This is a genomic window from Sphaerochaeta sp. UBA5849 (assembly GCA_002432715.1).
GTDB lineage: Bacteria > Spirochaetota > Spirochaetia > Sphaerochaetales > Sphaerochaetaceae > Sphaerochaeta.
On sequence record DJGJ01000005.1, the window covers coordinates 1 to 16,575 of the forward strand.

17 protein-coding genes are annotated in these 16,575 nt (G+C 52.6%); 13 read left to right on the plus strand and 4 right to left on the minus strand.

Annotation, left to right across the window (positions count from 1 at the left end):
• The 11 genes from B3K89_RS00535 to B3K89_RS00585 form a co-directional block, all read left to right on the plus strand.
• Positions 1-984 (plus strand): alkaline phosphatase (locus B3K89_RS00535; RefSeq protein ID WP_345906904.1); only part of this gene is annotated, 984 nt, incomplete at its 5' end.
• A gap of 67 nt (positions 985-1,051) precedes the next feature.
• Positions 1,052-2,194, plus strand: a complete 1,143-nt coding sequence (locus B3K89_RS00540; RefSeq protein ID WP_293893248.1) for a YibE/F family protein — start codon at positions 1,052-1,054, stop codon at positions 2,192-2,194.
• Positions 2,195-2,268: 74 nt separating this feature from the next.
• A complete protein-coding gene (locus B3K89_RS00545; protein WP_293893250.1) occupies positions 2,269-3,327 on the plus strand; it encodes an ROK family transcriptional regulator in 1,059 nt (352 codons plus the stop codon).
• Positions 3,328-3,329: 2 nt separating this feature from the next.
• Positions 3,330-4,376 carry an ABC transporter permease gene (locus B3K89_RS00550; protein WP_293893253.1) on the plus strand — a complete coding sequence of 349 codons (1,047 nt, stop codon included), beginning with the start codon at positions 3,330-3,332 and terminating at the stop codon, positions 4,374-4,376.
• Positions 4,369-5,262 (plus strand): ABC transporter permease, encoded by an 894-nt coding sequence (locus B3K89_RS00555; protein WP_293893256.1) that lies wholly within the window; start codon positions 4,369-4,371, stop codon positions 5,260-5,262. The genes B3K89_RS00550 and B3K89_RS00555 overlap by 8 nt, the downstream gene beginning before the upstream one ends.
• A gap of 18 nt (positions 5,263-5,280) precedes the next feature.
• Positions 5,281-6,285 carry an ABC transporter ATP-binding protein gene (locus B3K89_RS00560; protein ID WP_293893259.1) on the plus strand — a complete coding sequence of 335 codons (1,005 nt, stop codon included), beginning with the start codon at positions 5,281-5,283 and terminating at the stop codon, positions 6,283-6,285.
• On the plus strand, positions 6,272-7,234 hold the full coding sequence (locus tag B3K89_RS00565; RefSeq protein ID WP_293893262.1) for an ABC transporter ATP-binding protein: 963 nt from the start codon (positions 6,272-6,274) through the stop codon (positions 7,232-7,234). Before B3K89_RS00560 ends, B3K89_RS00565 begins: the two co-directional genes overlap by 14 nt.
• Positions 7,231-7,446, plus strand: coding sequence for a hypothetical protein (locus B3K89_RS00570; RefSeq protein ID WP_293893265.1), 216 nt, complete (start codon positions 7,231-7,233; stop codon positions 7,444-7,446). Before B3K89_RS00565 ends, B3K89_RS00570 begins: the two co-directional genes overlap by 4 nt.
• Position 7,447: 1 nt before the next feature.
• Entirely contained in the window at positions 7,448-9,190 is a 1,743-nt protein-coding gene (locus tag B3K89_RS00575) for an ABC transporter substrate-binding protein (RefSeq protein ID WP_293893268.1), read from the plus strand.
• Between the two features lie 73 nt (positions 9,191-9,263).
• On the plus strand, positions 9,264-11,237 hold the full coding sequence (locus B3K89_RS00580; RefSeq protein ID WP_293893270.1) for a family 20 glycosylhydrolase: 1,974 nt from the start codon (positions 9,264-9,266) through the stop codon (positions 11,235-11,237).
• 2 nt (positions 11,238-11,239) lie between these two features.
• Positions 11,240-13,261 (plus strand): family 20 glycosylhydrolase, encoded by a 2,022-nt coding sequence (locus B3K89_RS00585; protein WP_293893272.1) that lies wholly within the window; start codon positions 11,240-11,242, stop codon positions 13,259-13,261.
• Here B3K89_RS00585 and B3K89_RS00590 read toward each other — a convergent pair.
• Entirely contained in the window at positions 13,255-14,259 is a 1,005-nt protein-coding gene (locus B3K89_RS00590; RefSeq protein WP_345906905.1) for a DUF523 domain-containing protein, read from the minus strand. The genes B3K89_RS00585 and B3K89_RS00590 overlap by 7 nt on opposite strands.
• A gap of 68 nt (positions 14,260-14,327) precedes the next feature.
• Here B3K89_RS00590 and B3K89_RS00595 point away from each other — a divergent pair, with 68 nt between their 5' ends.
• Positions 14,328-14,696: a DUF5655 domain-containing protein gene (locus B3K89_RS00595; RefSeq protein ID WP_345906906.1), complete on the plus strand. Its 369-nt coding sequence runs from the start codon at positions 14,328-14,330 to the stop codon at positions 14,694-14,696.
• Positions 14,689-15,168, plus strand: coding sequence for a putative immunity protein (locus B3K89_RS00600; protein WP_345906907.1), 480 nt, complete (start codon positions 14,689-14,691; stop codon positions 15,166-15,168). Before B3K89_RS00595 ends, B3K89_RS00600 begins: the two co-directional genes overlap by 8 nt.
• Here B3K89_RS00600 and B3K89_RS00605 read toward each other — a convergent pair.
• From B3K89_RS00605 to B3K89_RS00615, 3 genes are all read right to left on the minus strand, one after another.
• Positions 15,146-15,409, minus strand: a complete 264-nt coding sequence (locus tag B3K89_RS00605) for a CPBP family intramembrane glutamic endopeptidase (RefSeq protein ID WP_345906908.1) — start codon at positions 15,407-15,409, stop codon at positions 15,146-15,148. The two genes, B3K89_RS00600 and B3K89_RS00605, sit on opposite strands and share 23 nt — an antisense overlap.
• Before the next feature lie 61 nt (positions 15,410-15,470).
• Positions 15,471-15,689, minus strand: coding sequence for a hypothetical protein (locus B3K89_RS00610; RefSeq protein ID WP_345906909.1), 219 nt, complete (start codon positions 15,687-15,689; stop codon positions 15,471-15,473).
• A 108-nt stretch (positions 15,690-15,797) separates the two neighbouring features.
• Positions 15,798-16,364: a hypothetical protein gene (locus tag B3K89_RS00615; RefSeq protein WP_345906910.1), complete on the minus strand. Its 567-nt coding sequence runs from the start codon at positions 16,362-16,364 to the stop codon at positions 15,798-15,800.
• Between the last annotated feature and the right edge of the window lie 211 nt (positions 16,365-16,575).

The window sequence follows — 16,575 nt, forward strand, 5'->3', positions numbered from 1 at the left end:
TATTACGACATCGGCGTCCAGATGGTTGCCAGCGGCTTCGATTACTTTGGCGGCGGGGCGATCAGCAAGCCGGATGACGGGGGAAGGAAGAGTATTTACAACCTGCTTCTGGAAGCCGGTTACCTGGTTACCGACAGCAAGAGTCAGATTCTCAACCTCACCTCGGCAAGCGGCAAGGTGTACGCCCAGAACCCGAGGCTTCAGGACAGCGGTTCCATGCCCTATGCGATGGATATGAACGAAAACGATGTAAGCCTTGCACAGTTTGTCCAGAAGGGCATCGATGTACTGAACAATCCCGAAGGCTTCTTCATGATGGTTGAGTCGGGAAAAATCGACTGGGCCTGCCATGCCAACGACGCTGCAGCGGAAATCTACGACCTGTTTGCCTTCGATCAGGCAATTGCGGTAGCCCTCGACTTTGCAAAGGCACATCCCGAAGAGACCTTGATCGTTGTCACCGGAGACCACGAGACCGGCGGCATGACCATCGGCTATGCCGGTACTGGTTACAATACCGCCTTGGACATCCTGTACAACCAGAAGCTTTCCTACGTCGCCTTTGATGAGAAGTTCTCCAAGCTGCAGCAAGCGAATCCCACTATGGGATTCAACCAGGCGCTCGCTCTGGTTGAAGCTGATTTTGGTCTGGTCGCCCCCGGCAAGAGCACTGCAAACAAGGCCTTGGTCCTCTCCGATCTTGAATACGCAAAGCTGGAAGCAGCCTTCAAGCAGGCGATGCTTCCCGCAAAACAGCGCGATGGCAGCGACCAAGCCTACCTGCTGTATGGTGGATACAATCCGTTCTCTGTCACACTGACCCATATTCTCAACAACAAGGCAGGTATCGGTTGGACCAGTTACTCCCACACCGGAACCCCGGTCGGCGTATACGCATACGGCAGCGGCAGCGAGCTCTTCAGTGGTTCATACGACAACACCGAAGTCTATGACAAGCTGAAGCAGCTGACCGGCGTTGTATAACCAAGACAAGAACCTATTCTCCTCCTCTCCCTCCAACCGGGGGGAGAGTTTTGTAAAGGAACCTGTGATGAAAATAACGTTGGCCGTTCGTGAACATATTCTGATTGTTGGATTGCTCATTCTTGCTCTTATCTTGTTTGTAATCCCCACCGGTTTTGAACGGGAACTTTACAGCAACGCCTTGGGAACAAAAGCCCGCGTCGTTGCAGTGAACAACTCCAATCTCTTCAAGAAAGGGGTCGTGAACATGGGAGAGCAGGTGGTCACCGTCCGCCTGCTCTCATCTCCCTATAAGCAGAAGGAAATCGATGCTGTCAACTTGCTGGGAGGCAAGCTGGAATTCGATACCGTCTATCAGGAAGGCGATTTGGCCTGGGTGTTGGTGGAGCGGGCTGAAGACGGAGAAATCATCTTTGCCAACATGGTAAGCCTCTACCGTGTTTCCAAGGAGCTGCAGCTGCTTGGACTCTTCGCCCTGCTGCTCGTGTTGGTCTCAGGAAGGAAAGGGCTGCGGACCCTGCTCTCCTTCACCCTTGCCTTCCTCTTGATCTGGAAGATTCTTATTCCGCTCTGCCTGAAAGGGTATGAGCCGATATTCGTCGCCCTGCTGGTAGGGGCGGTCTTGACCGTCTCCTGTCTGCTTCTGGTTGCCGGCCTCACCAGAAAAGCCTACTGCGCCATTGCAAGCTCCTTGCTGTGCTCGCTGGTCACCTGCCTGCTTGCCATGGTCGGCACCTCATACTTTTCCATCCATGGGGCGGTGATGAGCTGGTCGGAATCCCTGTTGTTTGCCGGGTTCGAGCAGGTCAATCTGACCAAGCTGCTGCAAGCGGCCATCTACCTTTCCTGCAGCGGTGCCATACTCGATTTGGCCATCGACATCAGTGCAGCCTTGGACGAGGTACATCTGCATAATCCACAAGTAACACGCAGACAGCTGTTTGCCAGCGGCATGCACATCGGCCAATCGGTGGTGGGCAGTCAAACCACCACCTTGCTGCTTGCCTATCTCGGCAGCTACCTGACCATCATGATGGTGTACATGGCCCAAGGAACCCCGCTGATGAGCATTCTCAACTCCCAAAGCGTGGCTTCAGAAATCCTGCACACCCTTATCGGCTGTATAGGATTGGTGTTGGTAAGTCCTCTGACTTCAATGGTTTGTTCCTATGCGTACACCCAGAAACATGCAAGCGAGAAAGTTTCATAAAAAAACAATTGACAGAAGTAAAAATGTGCTTCAGAATTAATTCATAGTTTGAACGAATTAATTTAGAGAGGCTTATGAACAAATCTCAGGAACGTTACCAAAACATGTTCGCTCTCTTTCAGACCCTGCGATTGGAAGGCACCCTCACTCAGGCTGAACTCAAGGAAAAGCTTCATGTACAAGCTTCAACAATATCGTATCTGGTCAACGACCTGAAAAGGGAAGGGCTGTTGCAACCTTCTTCCCAGGAGAACAGCGCTGCAAAAGGCAAAGTCGGCAAACCCGGCCAATACCTTGAGATTGCCAATGAGCGTGCATATTTTCTCGGTCTGTACTTGGAAGAAACCTTCATCGATTTGCATGTAATCGGGCTTGCAGACCAAGAAATCCACTTCCAGCATATTCCTTTGGAAAATCCTACCCCCCAAGAGTTGACGCAAAAGATCATCTTGATCATCGACCACTTCACCAACGTGTATGAGAATATCAAAGGGGTGGGTATCGCCGTCAAGTCGGTGGTGGACAATGAAGGGAACCTCTCCTCGTTCAAACGTACGATCGTCGATCGAGAAGTACCGAAAATTTGGAAAGTAGAAGGTTTTACCGCATCCATCCGATCTGCGTTTCCCAACCTGCACGTAGTAGTTGAGAATGATGCAAACTGTGCCGCTGTGTACTACCAGACTGCCAGCAAGCAGGAAAAGGCCTCCTCCATGGTCTTCATCATCAACGAAAAACCCTTCGGCATCGGAAGCGGCATCATCATTGATGGGAAATTGTTCAAAGGTTGCAACGGTGCAAGCGGTGAAATTTTCTTTTCCGATCGTCATATCCAGAATCTGGTTGAACAGAATGCACTGTATCAAGACCCGGTTCAGCTTATGGGACTCTTGGCGGAATCAATTCTGAAAGCTCTCTATCTCATCGACCCGCAGTTTGTATGCCTGACAGGCGGGTTACTCAGTGACCTGAGCAACGAGAGCATCCTTCAGATCAAAGCCATCTTCAAGGATTGCCCCTATCCAATCGAAGTAATTTCACAAGAGCACCTCTCCCTGCCTGCCAAAGGAGTGGTTCTCTTGGTTGCCGACAGCTATATCTCCACCGTCCTGCGTGGAATTGAGAGGCGATGACCATGAAACAAGAAACATTGCGGTATGTCGGAGGAAGAATCTTCAAGGTTGTGTTCACCGTCTGGGTGGTGACAACCCTGATTTTCTTCCTGATCCGGCTCATGCCGTCCAACCCGATCGAACAGTACATCCAGAACCTGGTTGTCCAGTACGGTATGAGCTACGAAGAGGCGAATGCCCGTGCCAAGGCCCTGTTTTCCATCGATTTGGACAAAGGCCTGCTGATCCAATATTTCGATTACCTCAAAGCTGCTGTACAGCTGGACTTCGGCACCTCGTTTCTCTCCCCCGGTGTTCAAGTCTCCACGATCATAGCAAGCCGTCTGCCTTGGACCTTGTTCACTGTCGGTACAGGCCTCATCCTCTCCTTTTTGGTAGGCATAGTCTTGGGAGCCATTTCCGCCTATCGGCGCAACAGCTGGTACGAACCGATCATCTCTGGTTTGAGTTCATTCCTCAGTGCCATTCCCGACTTCCTCATTGCCATTTTTGTCATACTCATTTTTGGCGTCTTCACCTATGGAGGGACAAAAAGCATCGTACCCATCTTCCAGATGAGGGGTAATTTTGATGCCGGCGTCACCGCAGGCTTCAATTGGCCGTTCATAAAGAGCGTTTTGGAGCATGGCTTCGGTCCCATCCTGACGTATTTCCTCTCACAGATCGGCATCTGGGTCATCCTCATGAAGGGAAGCACCACCGGCTGCTTGAACGCCGACTATGCTGTCATCGCCCGGGCTCGGGGGCTCTCCAACCGCACCATCCTTACCTCCTACATCGGACGCAATGCAATGCTGCCCATCGCCACCGAGTTTGCGATGCGCCTGGGCTTCATCATCGGGGGCTCGCTCATCATCGAGCAGCTGTTCGTATACCAAGGAATCGGTCTGGAGTTGCTCAAGGCAACCACCAACAGGGACTATCCATTGATGCAGGGCATCTTCTTGGTCATGACGATTGCCATCGTGCTTGCAAACCTTTTGGCAGAATTGGTATACAGCGTGCTTGACCCCAGGATTCGAGTGAAAGGAGGGGCTTCCCATGCCTGATGATCTACAAGCCTTGGCAAAAAAACATACCACCACCAAGTGGAGCAGAACCTTCCGAAACCTGCGTTCAGCCTTGTTCGGCGATCCCATCGGAACCTTGGGTTTCATACTTCTGATGGCAATCATCCTGATGTCTGCGATCGGGCCCATCTGGTTCCCGCTTGATACCATCTCCGATCCGACAAAACTGCTCATGCCTCCCTCTTCCGAGCACATTTTGGGAACCGACCACCTGGGAAGGGATGTTTGGGCGCAGATTGTCAGCGGCGGCAGGGAACTGTTGGTCATGTCGTTCATGACCGCAAGCATTGCAGTAGTGCTGGGTATAACGCTGGGCTCCCTCTCGGCTTTGGTCGGTGGAAAATTTGATGAGATGTTGCTCTTCTTTGCAGATGTCTGGCTCACCATTCCCCGCTTTCCGTTGTTGGTGGTCCTCTCGGGCTTCTTCACCCTGAATGCAACCACCCTTGCCATCGTGCTGGCAATTCTTTCCTGGGCAGGGCTCTACCGAACCGTCCGGGCTGAAGTTCTGTCGTTGAGAAACCGGGACTTCGTCGAGGCGGCATTCATGCTCGACATGGGAAAGGTGCACATCATATTCAAGGAAGTGCTGCCGAACATGATGGGTTTCGTAGTCGCAAACTTCACGTTGCTCATGCGGGCTGCCATCTACTCGCAAGTCGGGTTGGTCTTTCTTGGCTTGCTCCCCTTGGACCAGAACTGGGGAGTCATGATCAATGTGGCCTGGAACCAGGGGGTCATCTACAACCCCGATGCTATTTGGTTCCTGCTTGCTCCGACCATCGTCATCTGTTTGTTGATTCTCTCCTTGGTGTGGATCTCCCGCTCGATGGAAGAGTTCTTCAACCCTGCCCTGCAAAAGTAAGTAAGAGGAGAAGCCTGCATGCAGAGACCACCACTGTTGGACATACAGAATATTTCGATTCACTATCGCACCAAGCGGGGCAGCCTTGAAGCAGTGCACCAAGCAAGCTTCTCGATCGACCACCAGACTTCGGTAGCCGTGATCGGCGAGTCAGGATGCGGTAAAACCACGTTGGCAACCTCCATTGTACAGATGCTCAGCCGCAACGCTTCGATTGTCGAAGGCTCGATTTGGTTCGCTCCCGAGGGACAGAAGAGCATTGATTTGACAAAGCTGAACGAGAACCAGATGCGCCCTCTTCGATGGAACAACATTGTCATGATGTTCCAGGCTTCGCAGAGCTCTTTCAACCCCGTTGCCAAGATTTATACCCAGTTCCTCGATACGGCGAAAGCCCATGAGAATCCCTATGAACCTGAGAAGGTGCTTGCACGTGCGAAAAAGTTGCTTGAGTTGGTTTATCTGGACAGTGAAACAGTGCTGAATGCCTATCCGCATGAACTGTCCGGCGGCATGAAGCAGCGTACCTTGATAGCGCTCTCCCTGCTGCTTGATCCGCAGTTGGTCATCCTTGATGAGCCGACCACGGCACTGGACCTCATCACCCAGAAGAAAATCCTGAGACTGTTGAACGAGCTTCGCTCATCGCAGGGTTTCAGCATGATGTTCATCACCCATGACCTGGGAATCGTGACCCAGCTTTCGGATCGGGTGGTAACCATGTATGCAGGGACGGTGGTGGAGAACTCTCCGACCAAGGCATTTTTTTCAGATCCAAAACATCCGTACAGCAAGGGGTTGCTGAAGGCGATTCCCAGCCTCGATGCCTCGTTTGAACAACTGTATTCCATCCCGGGTTCTACACCTGACTTGGTGGAGAAGATGCAAGGTTGCTTGTTTGCACCGCGCTGTGAACTCTGCCACCAGCGGTGCAAAATCGAGGTGCCCCGCCTCAAGCAGGTAGGACCTGACCGTTGGGCGGCCTGTCATGCACTCAAGGAGGCACCCAATGGCACTCATTGAAATCAAGGATTTGGAGAAGTCCTTCCACAATCGCAAGACCGGTGATGTTCAAATTCTCCGCGGTATTGATCTCAGCCTTGATGCTTCCCAGACCATCTGCGTCGTAGGGGAGTCGGGGTGCGGAAAGACCACCTTGGGGAAGATTCTGGCGGGGTTGCAAAGTTACAGCGCTGGGTCGTTCCGTTACAACGGCAAGGAAGTTTCAAAACTGGACAAGAAGGATTGGAAAACGTTCCGAACCGATGTGCAGATGATTCATCAAAATCCCTACGAATCACTCAATCCGACACAGATGGTCTTTGATATGATCGCGGCCCCGCTGAAGCGGCATAAGAAGGCTGGTGATTTCGCCTCCTTGTACAGCCAGGTGGTCCACCTGTTGGAGATGGTCGGCCTTACTCCGGTGGATGACTTCATTGACAAGTATCCGGCAAACCTTTCGGGAGGACAGCGCCAGCGGGTGAGCATTGCACGGGTACTCTCCATGAATCCGAAGTTCATCGTAGTTGACGAAGCCACCAGCATGATTGATACCTCGATGCGGATCAGCTTGTTGCAGACCTTGAAAGAAATCCAGCAGAAAATGGGGGTGGCCTATCTGTATATCACCCACGACCTTGCCTTGGGCCGATACTTCGCCTGGGGCCAGCGATTGGCGGTGATGTACCTTGGTCAGGTTGTGGAGATGGGACCTGCCGAACAGGTGCTCGGCAATCCCCATCACCCCTATACCAAGGCAATCCTGGCTGCCGGAAAAATTGATGAGGTTGATGCGTATGAACTCAAAGGTGTTGAGATTCCCTCATTCAGGCATATCCCCCCAGGTTGCAGTCTCTCCCCGCGCTGCCCTGAGGCTATTGCAGGCTTGTGTGAACGCATCACTCCGAATCTACGGCCGATTGACGACTCTTGGCAGGTTTCCTGTCATTTGTATCAGGAGCAGTCATGAAAAAAGGATGGAGTTACCTGATGCTGGGCTTCGGCATTTTCTCTCTGATTCTGTCCATCTGGATGCTTCCCCTTCAGATGACAGGCAGTACCGAGCGCACTATCACCTATGTGAACTTGGTGATTGCAGTGATCCTGATGGTAATAAGTTTACTCTTCTCCGTGAAGGAGAGACGTAATAAGAAAGACTCATACGACGAAAAAGGAGTTTGATATGAGAAAGAGAAGACTAGGTTTTGTACTTGCTATGTGTTTGCTCATTGTAGTGAGCCTCGGTGCAGCAGGAAACGTTGAACCGACCGCCCCTGCTCCTCAAGGACCTCAGCTGGCACCGACGTTCGCCGGAGGTTGGCCGTATTCCATCCCTCCGACCGGGCATTTCAACATGTTCGTAGCCAATGCCATCGAGCTCAAATTCTGGAGAGAGATGCATCAACTGCCCTTGGCTCTGTACCTCAATGCTACCGGGGAGTATACCCCCATGCTGGCAACCGACTGGAACATCGACGATGCTTCAACTGTCATGACGGTGAACTTGCGCAGCGATGCCAAGTGGCTTACCGGCGAGAAGGTGACAGCCAAGGATGTCTGGACCACCTTCTATGTCTATCGCCTGGTAGGCAACCCTGCATGGACGTACATAAGCGATGTGACGGTTGTTTCGGACACACAGGTGAAATTCGGCATCAAGAGCGCCACTCCGTTGTTTATCCGCAATGTGCTGCGCAAGCCCATTGTCGATACCCTGACGTATGGAAGCTATGCAGAGAAGACCGCCGAGCTGGTCAAGAAGGGTCTCGATTCCACCAGCCAGGAGTGGAAGAACCTTGTTGCAGACTTCAACTCCTTCCGCCCCACCTTGGTGAACTCCAGTGGTCCGTACTACATCGATCCTGCCAAGGTGAGCCAGGCAAGCATTGAGATGCCGCTCAACCCCAACTCCTTCCTTGCTGACAAGGTCAAGTTCAAGACCTTGACCATTTACAACGGTGATGTTCCCGATCTTACCCCGCTGGTACTCAGCGGCAAGATCGACTACCTGACCCACGTCTTCCCGGCCTCATCGATGCAGGCTTTCGAGCGGGCGGGATACACGTTTGTCCAACTTCCCGGCGTCGATGGTCTTGCCATCTACTTCAACCATGCCCTCGCCCCCCTCGGTGATGTCCGCGTTCGCCAAGCCATCGCCCATGTCATCGACCGCAACCGCATCGGACAACTTGCTCTTCCCGGAGTATCGGTCGGAGTCAAGTATGCGACCGGCCTTGGTGACAGCGTAACTGAATCCTGGGTCGATGTCAGCAAGCTCAACACCTATCCGGTCGATTTCGCCAAGGCGGAAGCCCTGCTCAAGGAAGCAGGATTGAGCAAGCGCAACAATGTGTGGTACCTGGCAAACGGCAGACCCTTTGAACTGGCTTTGCAGTGCCCCAGCGGATGGGCCGATGCCTCAACAGCAGCTACGGAAGCCGCCCAGCAGTTGACTGCATTCGGCATCAAGACGACATTCCACGGAATTGAATCCACCCAGAGAACCCCGAACATCAACAGTGGCAAGTTTGAGTTGGCCATGTCGTTCTTCGGAACCGGTCAACCGCATCCGATGTACGCCTACGAAGGACCTCTGTTGGCAAGCAACACCGGGGCCGCCGGGGTGGGAATTTCATTTCCGATGGTGCAGAAGACTTCCTTGGGCGAGGTGAACTTCAATACCTTGATCCAAGACTCCGTCAAGGGTTGGGATGTCGATCAGCAGAAGAAAATCATCAGCAAACTCGCCATCGCGTTCAGCGAGACCTTGCCGGTGCTTCCTCTCTACTCCAAGCAGGCCCGAAACTTGACCAGCAATGGCCTGAGGACCATCTGGGAAGGGCCTGAGAACCTGTACCTCAACTCCGCCGGTGATGACAACTTTGTCGTCTACCAGTTGTTGCATGGGATGATCAAGGCAAAATAAACGAATCGAAACGGATCCGGGCCGATGTAACCTATCGGCCCGGTCCAATTTCCTCTACCGGAGATATCCAATCATGTATTTCATTCCCCATCCCAAGCACATCTCTGTTGTTTCACCAGGATTCTGTCATGCAGAGCGTGGCTTCTGCATTGCATCGCTTGATGCTTCCCTCCAGCCTCTTGCTACAGCAATGCTTTCGCCTATCAACAACGATGGCATTCCCATCCGCATTGAGCGAAAGCCTGTCCCGGTACCCGATACCTTTGCTCATCACGACCTGCTGGCCAGAGAAGCGTATCGGCTTACCATCAAAGCCGATGAGGTCATCATCGATGGTATCTCGCCCGCCTCTGTTCGCAATGCCTTTGCCACCCTCGAGCAGCTTGCAAGGCAGACAGACGGGCTGCTTCCGCTCACCCTCATTGAGGACTATCCATCGATTCCCTACCGGGGGGTCATGCTTGATGTCTCCCGAGGAAAAATTCCCAATCGAAAAAAAATGGAGGAAGTGATCCGTTTGCTCGCCTCCTATAAATACAATGTTCTGCAACTCTACATGGAAGACTGCTACATACTGCAATCCCATCCTTTGCTCTCTCGTTCCAACGGCTACTACACCAAGGAGGAGGTGGCGTATCTGGATGCCTATTGCAAGCAGTACGGCATTGAGCTCCAGCCAAATATACAATGCCTCTCCCATGCCCACGGGCTTCTGAGAAACCCCGGTTACCATACCCTTGCCGAGTCGGAAGTCTCCTTGTTCAGCTTTGCCGCAGGCAAGCCTGAAATCTATGACCTTTTCTCCGATATTTTCCATGAAGTGCTTCCCTGGTTTACGTCCAAGACCTTGAATCTGAATCTGGATGAAGCGTATGACCTGGGGACCGGATACAGCAAACAGGCAGTAAAGCAGAAGGGCGGGCGCGAAGTCTTCAAAGAGCACATCCAAAGAATTGCCTCCGTCGCCCGCAAAGCGGGAGCCGTCAAGCTCCAACTCTGGGGCGATTGCTTGAACAAGTATCCAAACCTTCAGGACGAATTGGATGATGACTTGGTGTTCATCGACTGGAACTACAATCCTTTGGAGAAATTCCCTTCCTTGGACAATCACGATGCAAGCAAACGCCCCTTCTGGCTGGCACCGGGTACCAGCAGCTGGAATGCACTCTTCCCCCGAACCCAGCAGGCTGATGCTAACATACGAAACTACATCAAGGAGGGTTTTGCCAGACAGGTGCAAGGCGTACTGGTCACCCATTGGGGTGATTACGGCCATCATCAACCGATATCCTTCAGCTATCACGGCTTTGTACGGGGGGCCGAGCACGCCTACAATGGTGCAGTCACCCAAGAAAAAGAGCTGGACGCGGCCTTGCATGCTCTTTTCTTCGCCGATGCCCACCAAAGCAAGGCATATTCGCTTCTTGGTGCGATCAACACCCTGCCATCGGCTACCACAGCGTTCAAGACCCAGATTTTCTACGCCTTTTTCGACGACCTGTTCAAAGGCCTGTCCTTGGTCGGCGACGATGCCTACCCCTCTATTTCGAAAGAGACGTTTGCCTCTGTCGAGAGCCTTGCCCGAGAGGCTCTCAACCAACTGGGACAGAGTAGGGATGACTCTGTGTTCCAAGAGGAGCTGCTGCATGCAGCAAGGTGTCTCTCCTTCACCGGGCGAAAAGGGCAATTGAGTCATGCCATCAGGCAGTCTTTCCTGGAAAGGGCAGTCACCGAAGACCAGATTTTAAGCTGGATTCTCGACATCAAGGAGCTGTATCGCGTCTTTCTATCTTTGAGAAACGAATTTGTACGGCTGTGGAAAAATGAGGCGGTGGAGATTGGCTCGGAAGGTGCCGTCTACGCATTTGACAAGGCTGCCAGCCGGTACGCCGAGGCAGTCATCTGGCTCAACAGTCAGCGCCTTGCCCTGCACCAAGGACTTGCACTGGACTACTGGATGGAAACATACAAGGCCCACGAGGGGTATACCACCCTGTGGACCGGCAACTGCACGAACCTATGGGACCGTGCCTATCCTTGGAGGTAATCATGTACACATTGTTTCCCGTTCCCAAGCAGATGACCTATGGGACGAAAACCACCTGTTTGAACTACAAGAGCCTCACGGTCTATACCAACTGCCCCCTGCATATACACTATGTCCTGAAGACCCTCAGCATCGAGACTTTGGATGTGGTCACACTTGGCCACACCGAGGGTGAGTCATTCTTTATTCGATTCGGCTCGGTTTTGGATGCAATCCCCCCCGAGCATGATCAAGGCTTCATCCTTGCCATCGAAGAGGATTCCCTTCACCTCTGTTCCCAAACCGAACAGGGGTTGTTCTATGGATGCCTGGCTTATCAGCAACTAGCCCGTCAGGCAAACGAGGACGGGTCCCTCCTGGACGTGGAGATAGTCGATTGGCCGGTTCTTGAAAACCGCGGCCTCATGCTCGATATCAGTCGGGGCAGGGTATATACGCTGGACTATCTGAAACAACTGGTATCGAAGCTTGCCATGCTGAGGATCAATGTGCTGCAGCTTTACATCGAGCACACCTTTGCCTTCTCGTTTCTTGAAGATGTGCATCAAGGCGCCGATCCGATTACCGCAGAGGAAATCCGGCAGCTTGACCAGTGGTGCAAGGAACACTACATCGAGCTGCAGGCGAACCTGCAGTCCTTCGGGCACTGCAATCGCCTTCTCACCACCAAAGGCTACCGGCACCTGCGCGAGAGCGACCTGTACTGGACGCTCTCTCCCGCTGTTGAAGAGACGTACACGTTGCTGGATAGGATGTATGCAGAGTTTCTGCCCAATTTCAGTTCCTCCGTGTTGAACATCGATTCTGATGAAACCTACGACCTGGGCGCTGGCAAGAGTGATGCCATGGTGGAGAGAGAGGGCAAGGGTGAAGTATACCTGGCTCATCTGCTCAGGCTGCGAAAGCTGGCAGCCAAGCAGGGAAAGACCTTGATGGTTTTCGGTGATGTGATTTTGCATCACCCTGAGCTCTTGGAACAGATACCCAATGACATCGTCTTCCTTGACTGGATCTATGACCCGCATGATGAGTATCCGACTCCAAGGAAGTTTGCAGCTTCCAACAGGACCTTCTGGGTTTGTCCGGGCACCGGGGCATGGAATACGTTGTTCCCCCGTCAGGATGGTGCGGTCAAGAATATCCAGAACCTAACCGTGGAGGGTATCAGGCAGGGTGCAGAGGGCATGTTGCTCTGCGATTGGGGCGACCATGGCAGTTATACGCCGCCGGCCTTCTCGTTGGTCGCGTTCGCTGTTGCTGCAGAGGTGAGTTGGTCGGGCAAAAAGATTGCCCTTGAAGAGCAGCTGGGCCCGCTCTCCCAGGTACTGGGAGAACCAGCGCTGCAGGCATTGCATCTGCTGCTTCCTCATATTCATCGTCTTCCTGCGTTCTGGTCGAAGAACCGAAGCCAGTGTGTCATCGCTTTGTTCGATGAACCGCTTACAGGCCGGATGCTCACGAGTGCTCTGCCTCCTGACAATCTTGAAGCCCTCATGCCGCTTCCGGAAGGCGTTGCCGGGGTACTGGACCCGGAGAGCCATCATCTGATGAGGCCGTTGTTCAGTATTTCAGAAGAGAGCATTGAGAAGCTGCAGATAATCGCCCACAAGGCAAGTGCCTTGGTTCCCGACTTGCAGGACTATTTGCTATGCAGCCAGTATCGATGGTTGTGCGATGCATTGTCGCTTGTGTGCACCAAGCTGAGGTTGGGAAGAAGCATACGTACCAGCATGCTGTCTGCTTCTGCCGATTGCGACCAATTCCTGGATTGGGAAAATGAATTGAGGTTGCTTATCGGCCGTTACACCCAACTACAGATTGACTTCATCGGTTGGTGGATGCGAGTTGCCAAGACGTCGGAGATCATGATTCCCCTTTCGTATTTCGCCCATATCATTGAACGGCTCGATTACCTGAAGGGGTGGCTGGGAGCACAAAGAAAAGCCATGGAAACCAATCATGAGGTCGATTGGCCCATGGCTACTTATGAGACGGCAGGTTACAAGTCGCTGCCGACTTACTGAGGCTCTTCCTCCAGGCTCGCTTTCTGCTGCTCCAGAGCCCTCATCCGGCTCTGGTCCCGGTAGATGACAGGACTTGCCCCAAAGAGGAAATCATCTTCCAAGGCAGTTCGCTCCATCTTGATCAGCTCCTTGGTGATGGTGGTGACATTGCGCTTGAAATCGGGGCTGTTGATCTCTTCGACCTTCTTTCCCTTCTTCTTGCGGTAGTGAGCGTAGTGCTTCCACAGGCTGTTCGTGATCTTGGCAGTAGTGGATGGGCGGCGAAGCAAATCCAGAACCTGGGAGCGGAAAGTCGGTTCGAATTGGGCGAAATCCCCTTTGGAAAGACTTGCAAGCGTTCTTCCCATCTCCCTTGCCCACGTATTGTCCAACTCCTGGCAGAGGAACTTGAGAACGTACCAGGTCTCATAGAGCTCCTGTATGCTGTAGAGGGGATGGTTGGCAAACCAGTGGAAGGCAAGCAGCCTTCGTCTCCAGTCCCACCACTTCAGCGGGCTTTGCAGGTCGCTTGAAGGGATGAGGAAGAAGCCTTCGTCCAGCAGAAGCGAACCGAATACTCCGGGAGGGTTGCCGCGCTTGGTGCTCTTGAGCGTAGTTCGGTACACACCGCAGGAGGGACTGCCATCCATGTAGATGAAGGCTTTGACGCCCGAACGTTTGAGTACTTCCAAACACTCCAGGCTGCCTTGTTTTATCTCTTTTGTCACCAGCTTGCCTGAACGGTTCTTCACCTCGGCCTCTCCGCTCCAGACCTGCTCCCCGTTGCCTCCGCTGAGGTGCACCGGGTCGCGGGTGACTCCAAGGCCTGCCTGGCATTCAGGGCAGACAGGGAAGAAGGTGAAGTCGTTTTTCTCCCTGCCCAAGGCAGAGAGAACATCGATGCCCTTCCCGTTGTACCGAACCGGCCCCCCCATCGCACACAAGCTGATTCCGATGGGCAGCTTCTCTGTAATGACGACTTGCTTTTGCTCCACAGGCAGTCCCTCTCTTGCTTGCATTGTAGCATTGAAGAGAAGAGAGGAGAGCAGATGTTTTTATTTGGCTGGGCATGTAGTACCATCATGCTATGACAGCTGAGCAATTCTTCACCAATTTCCCCCGCTCCCTCGATCTCTACACAACAGTAGAGAAGGCCATCAAGGCCCTTGGGCCTTTTAGTATGAAGGTCACCAAGAGCCAGATTGCATTCCTTGCCGACAAGCCCTTTGCCTATGTCTGGATTCCAGAGCGCTACCAGAGGGGAAATACTGCACCCTTGGTGCTCAGTTTGCCGCTATCCTTCAGGGATAAGACAGTGCTGTGGAAGGAAGTCCATCAGGTACGCAAGAGCACCTATATGCATCACAAGGAGCTGTGGACAGCTGAAGATCTTGATCAGAAGCTTATGGCTTTGCTTGCACACAGCTATCAGGAAGTGAGGAGTGGACATGCGTGATCCCGCCTTTAAAGCGAAGCACCGGGGTGGCTTGTTGTCTGATGTCGATCACCGCATGTTGATGAAATGGGCGCTTGCGATGACAGAGCACCTCCAACCATATCTTAGCGTCCCCGTCGAGCCTATTCTCATCGAAGCATTGGAGGTTGGAAGGCAGTGGAGTGAAGGCAGGGCGGGAACCGGAGAAGCAATGAAGGCAAGCAGGGCGGTGCACAAGCATGCCCAAGATATTGCAGATCCTGCCTACAAGCTTTTTTGCCGAAGTGTAGGGCATGCGGTGGCAACCGCACACATGGCCGACCATAGTCTCGGTCCTGTGCACTACGGCACAAAGCTGGTCAATCTGCTTGGTTTTCATGATAAACAAGAGCTGGCCTGGCAGCTTGCAAAACTGCAAGAGCTCTGTCCAAGTCTTGTTCCCATCGTCGAACAGGCCCTTGAACAGAAGCTTAGGCTGCAACTCCAACGATGAAGATAATGACTGAAAAGATGTTGGCAAAGGGTGCCCAGAGATGGTAGAGCGAAAAGAGGATTGTTACGATGAGGGCGGCAGCCTTGCCGAACCTCTTCACATGGCTGGTGAGGTACCCCCTGAAGTACAGCTCTTCTGCGATGGGGCCACAAAGCCGTTGGACAGGAAGTAGTACCCAGGTGATGATCATCATCGTTCGGGGATACGCTGTTGCATTGAAATAGACAGCGTTGCCTCCCAAGGAGCAACGGTGATGGACATAAGGCCTGCAAAGCCGAAGAGCAACAATCCAAAGAGCAGGATTATTCCACCACTGCAAGGGCGCTTCGCAACGAGACTTTGCCGTACTCCTTTTTGCTTGCACAGAGAATAATGTCAATTCCCAGGGGGAAGAGGAGTACAGTTGCACACAGATAGGAGACTAAAAGCGGGGGCAGTGCTTGTTGCAATAAAACCAGAACGGTGTAAGCAAGGGTTGTTATGAAAGCAGGAAGAAAAACAAGCAGCCACAATCTTGGCAACCCTGTCTCCTGCGAACGAACATCTCCCTATGTCGTTACGTATTGACCCTCATTGACGGGTTGCCAAGCCAATGACCGCCTGAAAACTGAGATATCGAAGCTGCCATCTTAGGTGAAAACAATCTTTGCTTCATACAACGTCAATGCCTTCGTCTGCTCATACCGGAGGATGCTGCGTTCCAAGAAAAGCAGGTCCACGGCTTCCCAGAGGAAGACCCATGCCGCAATGTACGTCACTTCGAGCACAATGGAACCCGGATTGTGGTATTTCATAAGGATTGCAAAGGTCAGGATGAGTACTCCGACGATGCTCATGCCGATGCCGAAGATGGTGTTTCTCAGCATGCTTTGTGACAGTTCCGTCAGCCGGGAACGATATCTGTTGCGGATGGCCGTCTCATACTCGATGCGTTCCTGCTCGTCGATGCAAGCACTTGTGATATGGATGATGATTCCATGCTTGAATGTCACCGGCAACACGACCGAGTTGTCCAGAAACGAGGTGGCTTCTGAAGAGATGACTTTCCCGTTTGCTCCTGCATACGGGGAAAGGAAACCACTGTCGTCCAGGACGTGCATTTCGATGATTTCACGACCCGATTCATCGAACTTCCTCAGCAGGGATTTCAAGGCTTGTTTCCTGATTGTGCTCAGCTTGCGTACGTTTTCAAACATGGCTTCTCCATTGGCTGGATTATACCATGCACAGCAGAAGATGGCATGGGGGAGCTAGCTTTTGTGTGATGAGGCCTAAGTCGGGAAGTCCGTGCTTGATTAATACAACCTGAGCTTCCGCGCGTTTTTAACACTCAATCGAGTAGGCCTTATTCCATGACCAGATAAATCCTTGCAAACAGTGCATTTCTTCCTACGTTTTTGCTTGCCA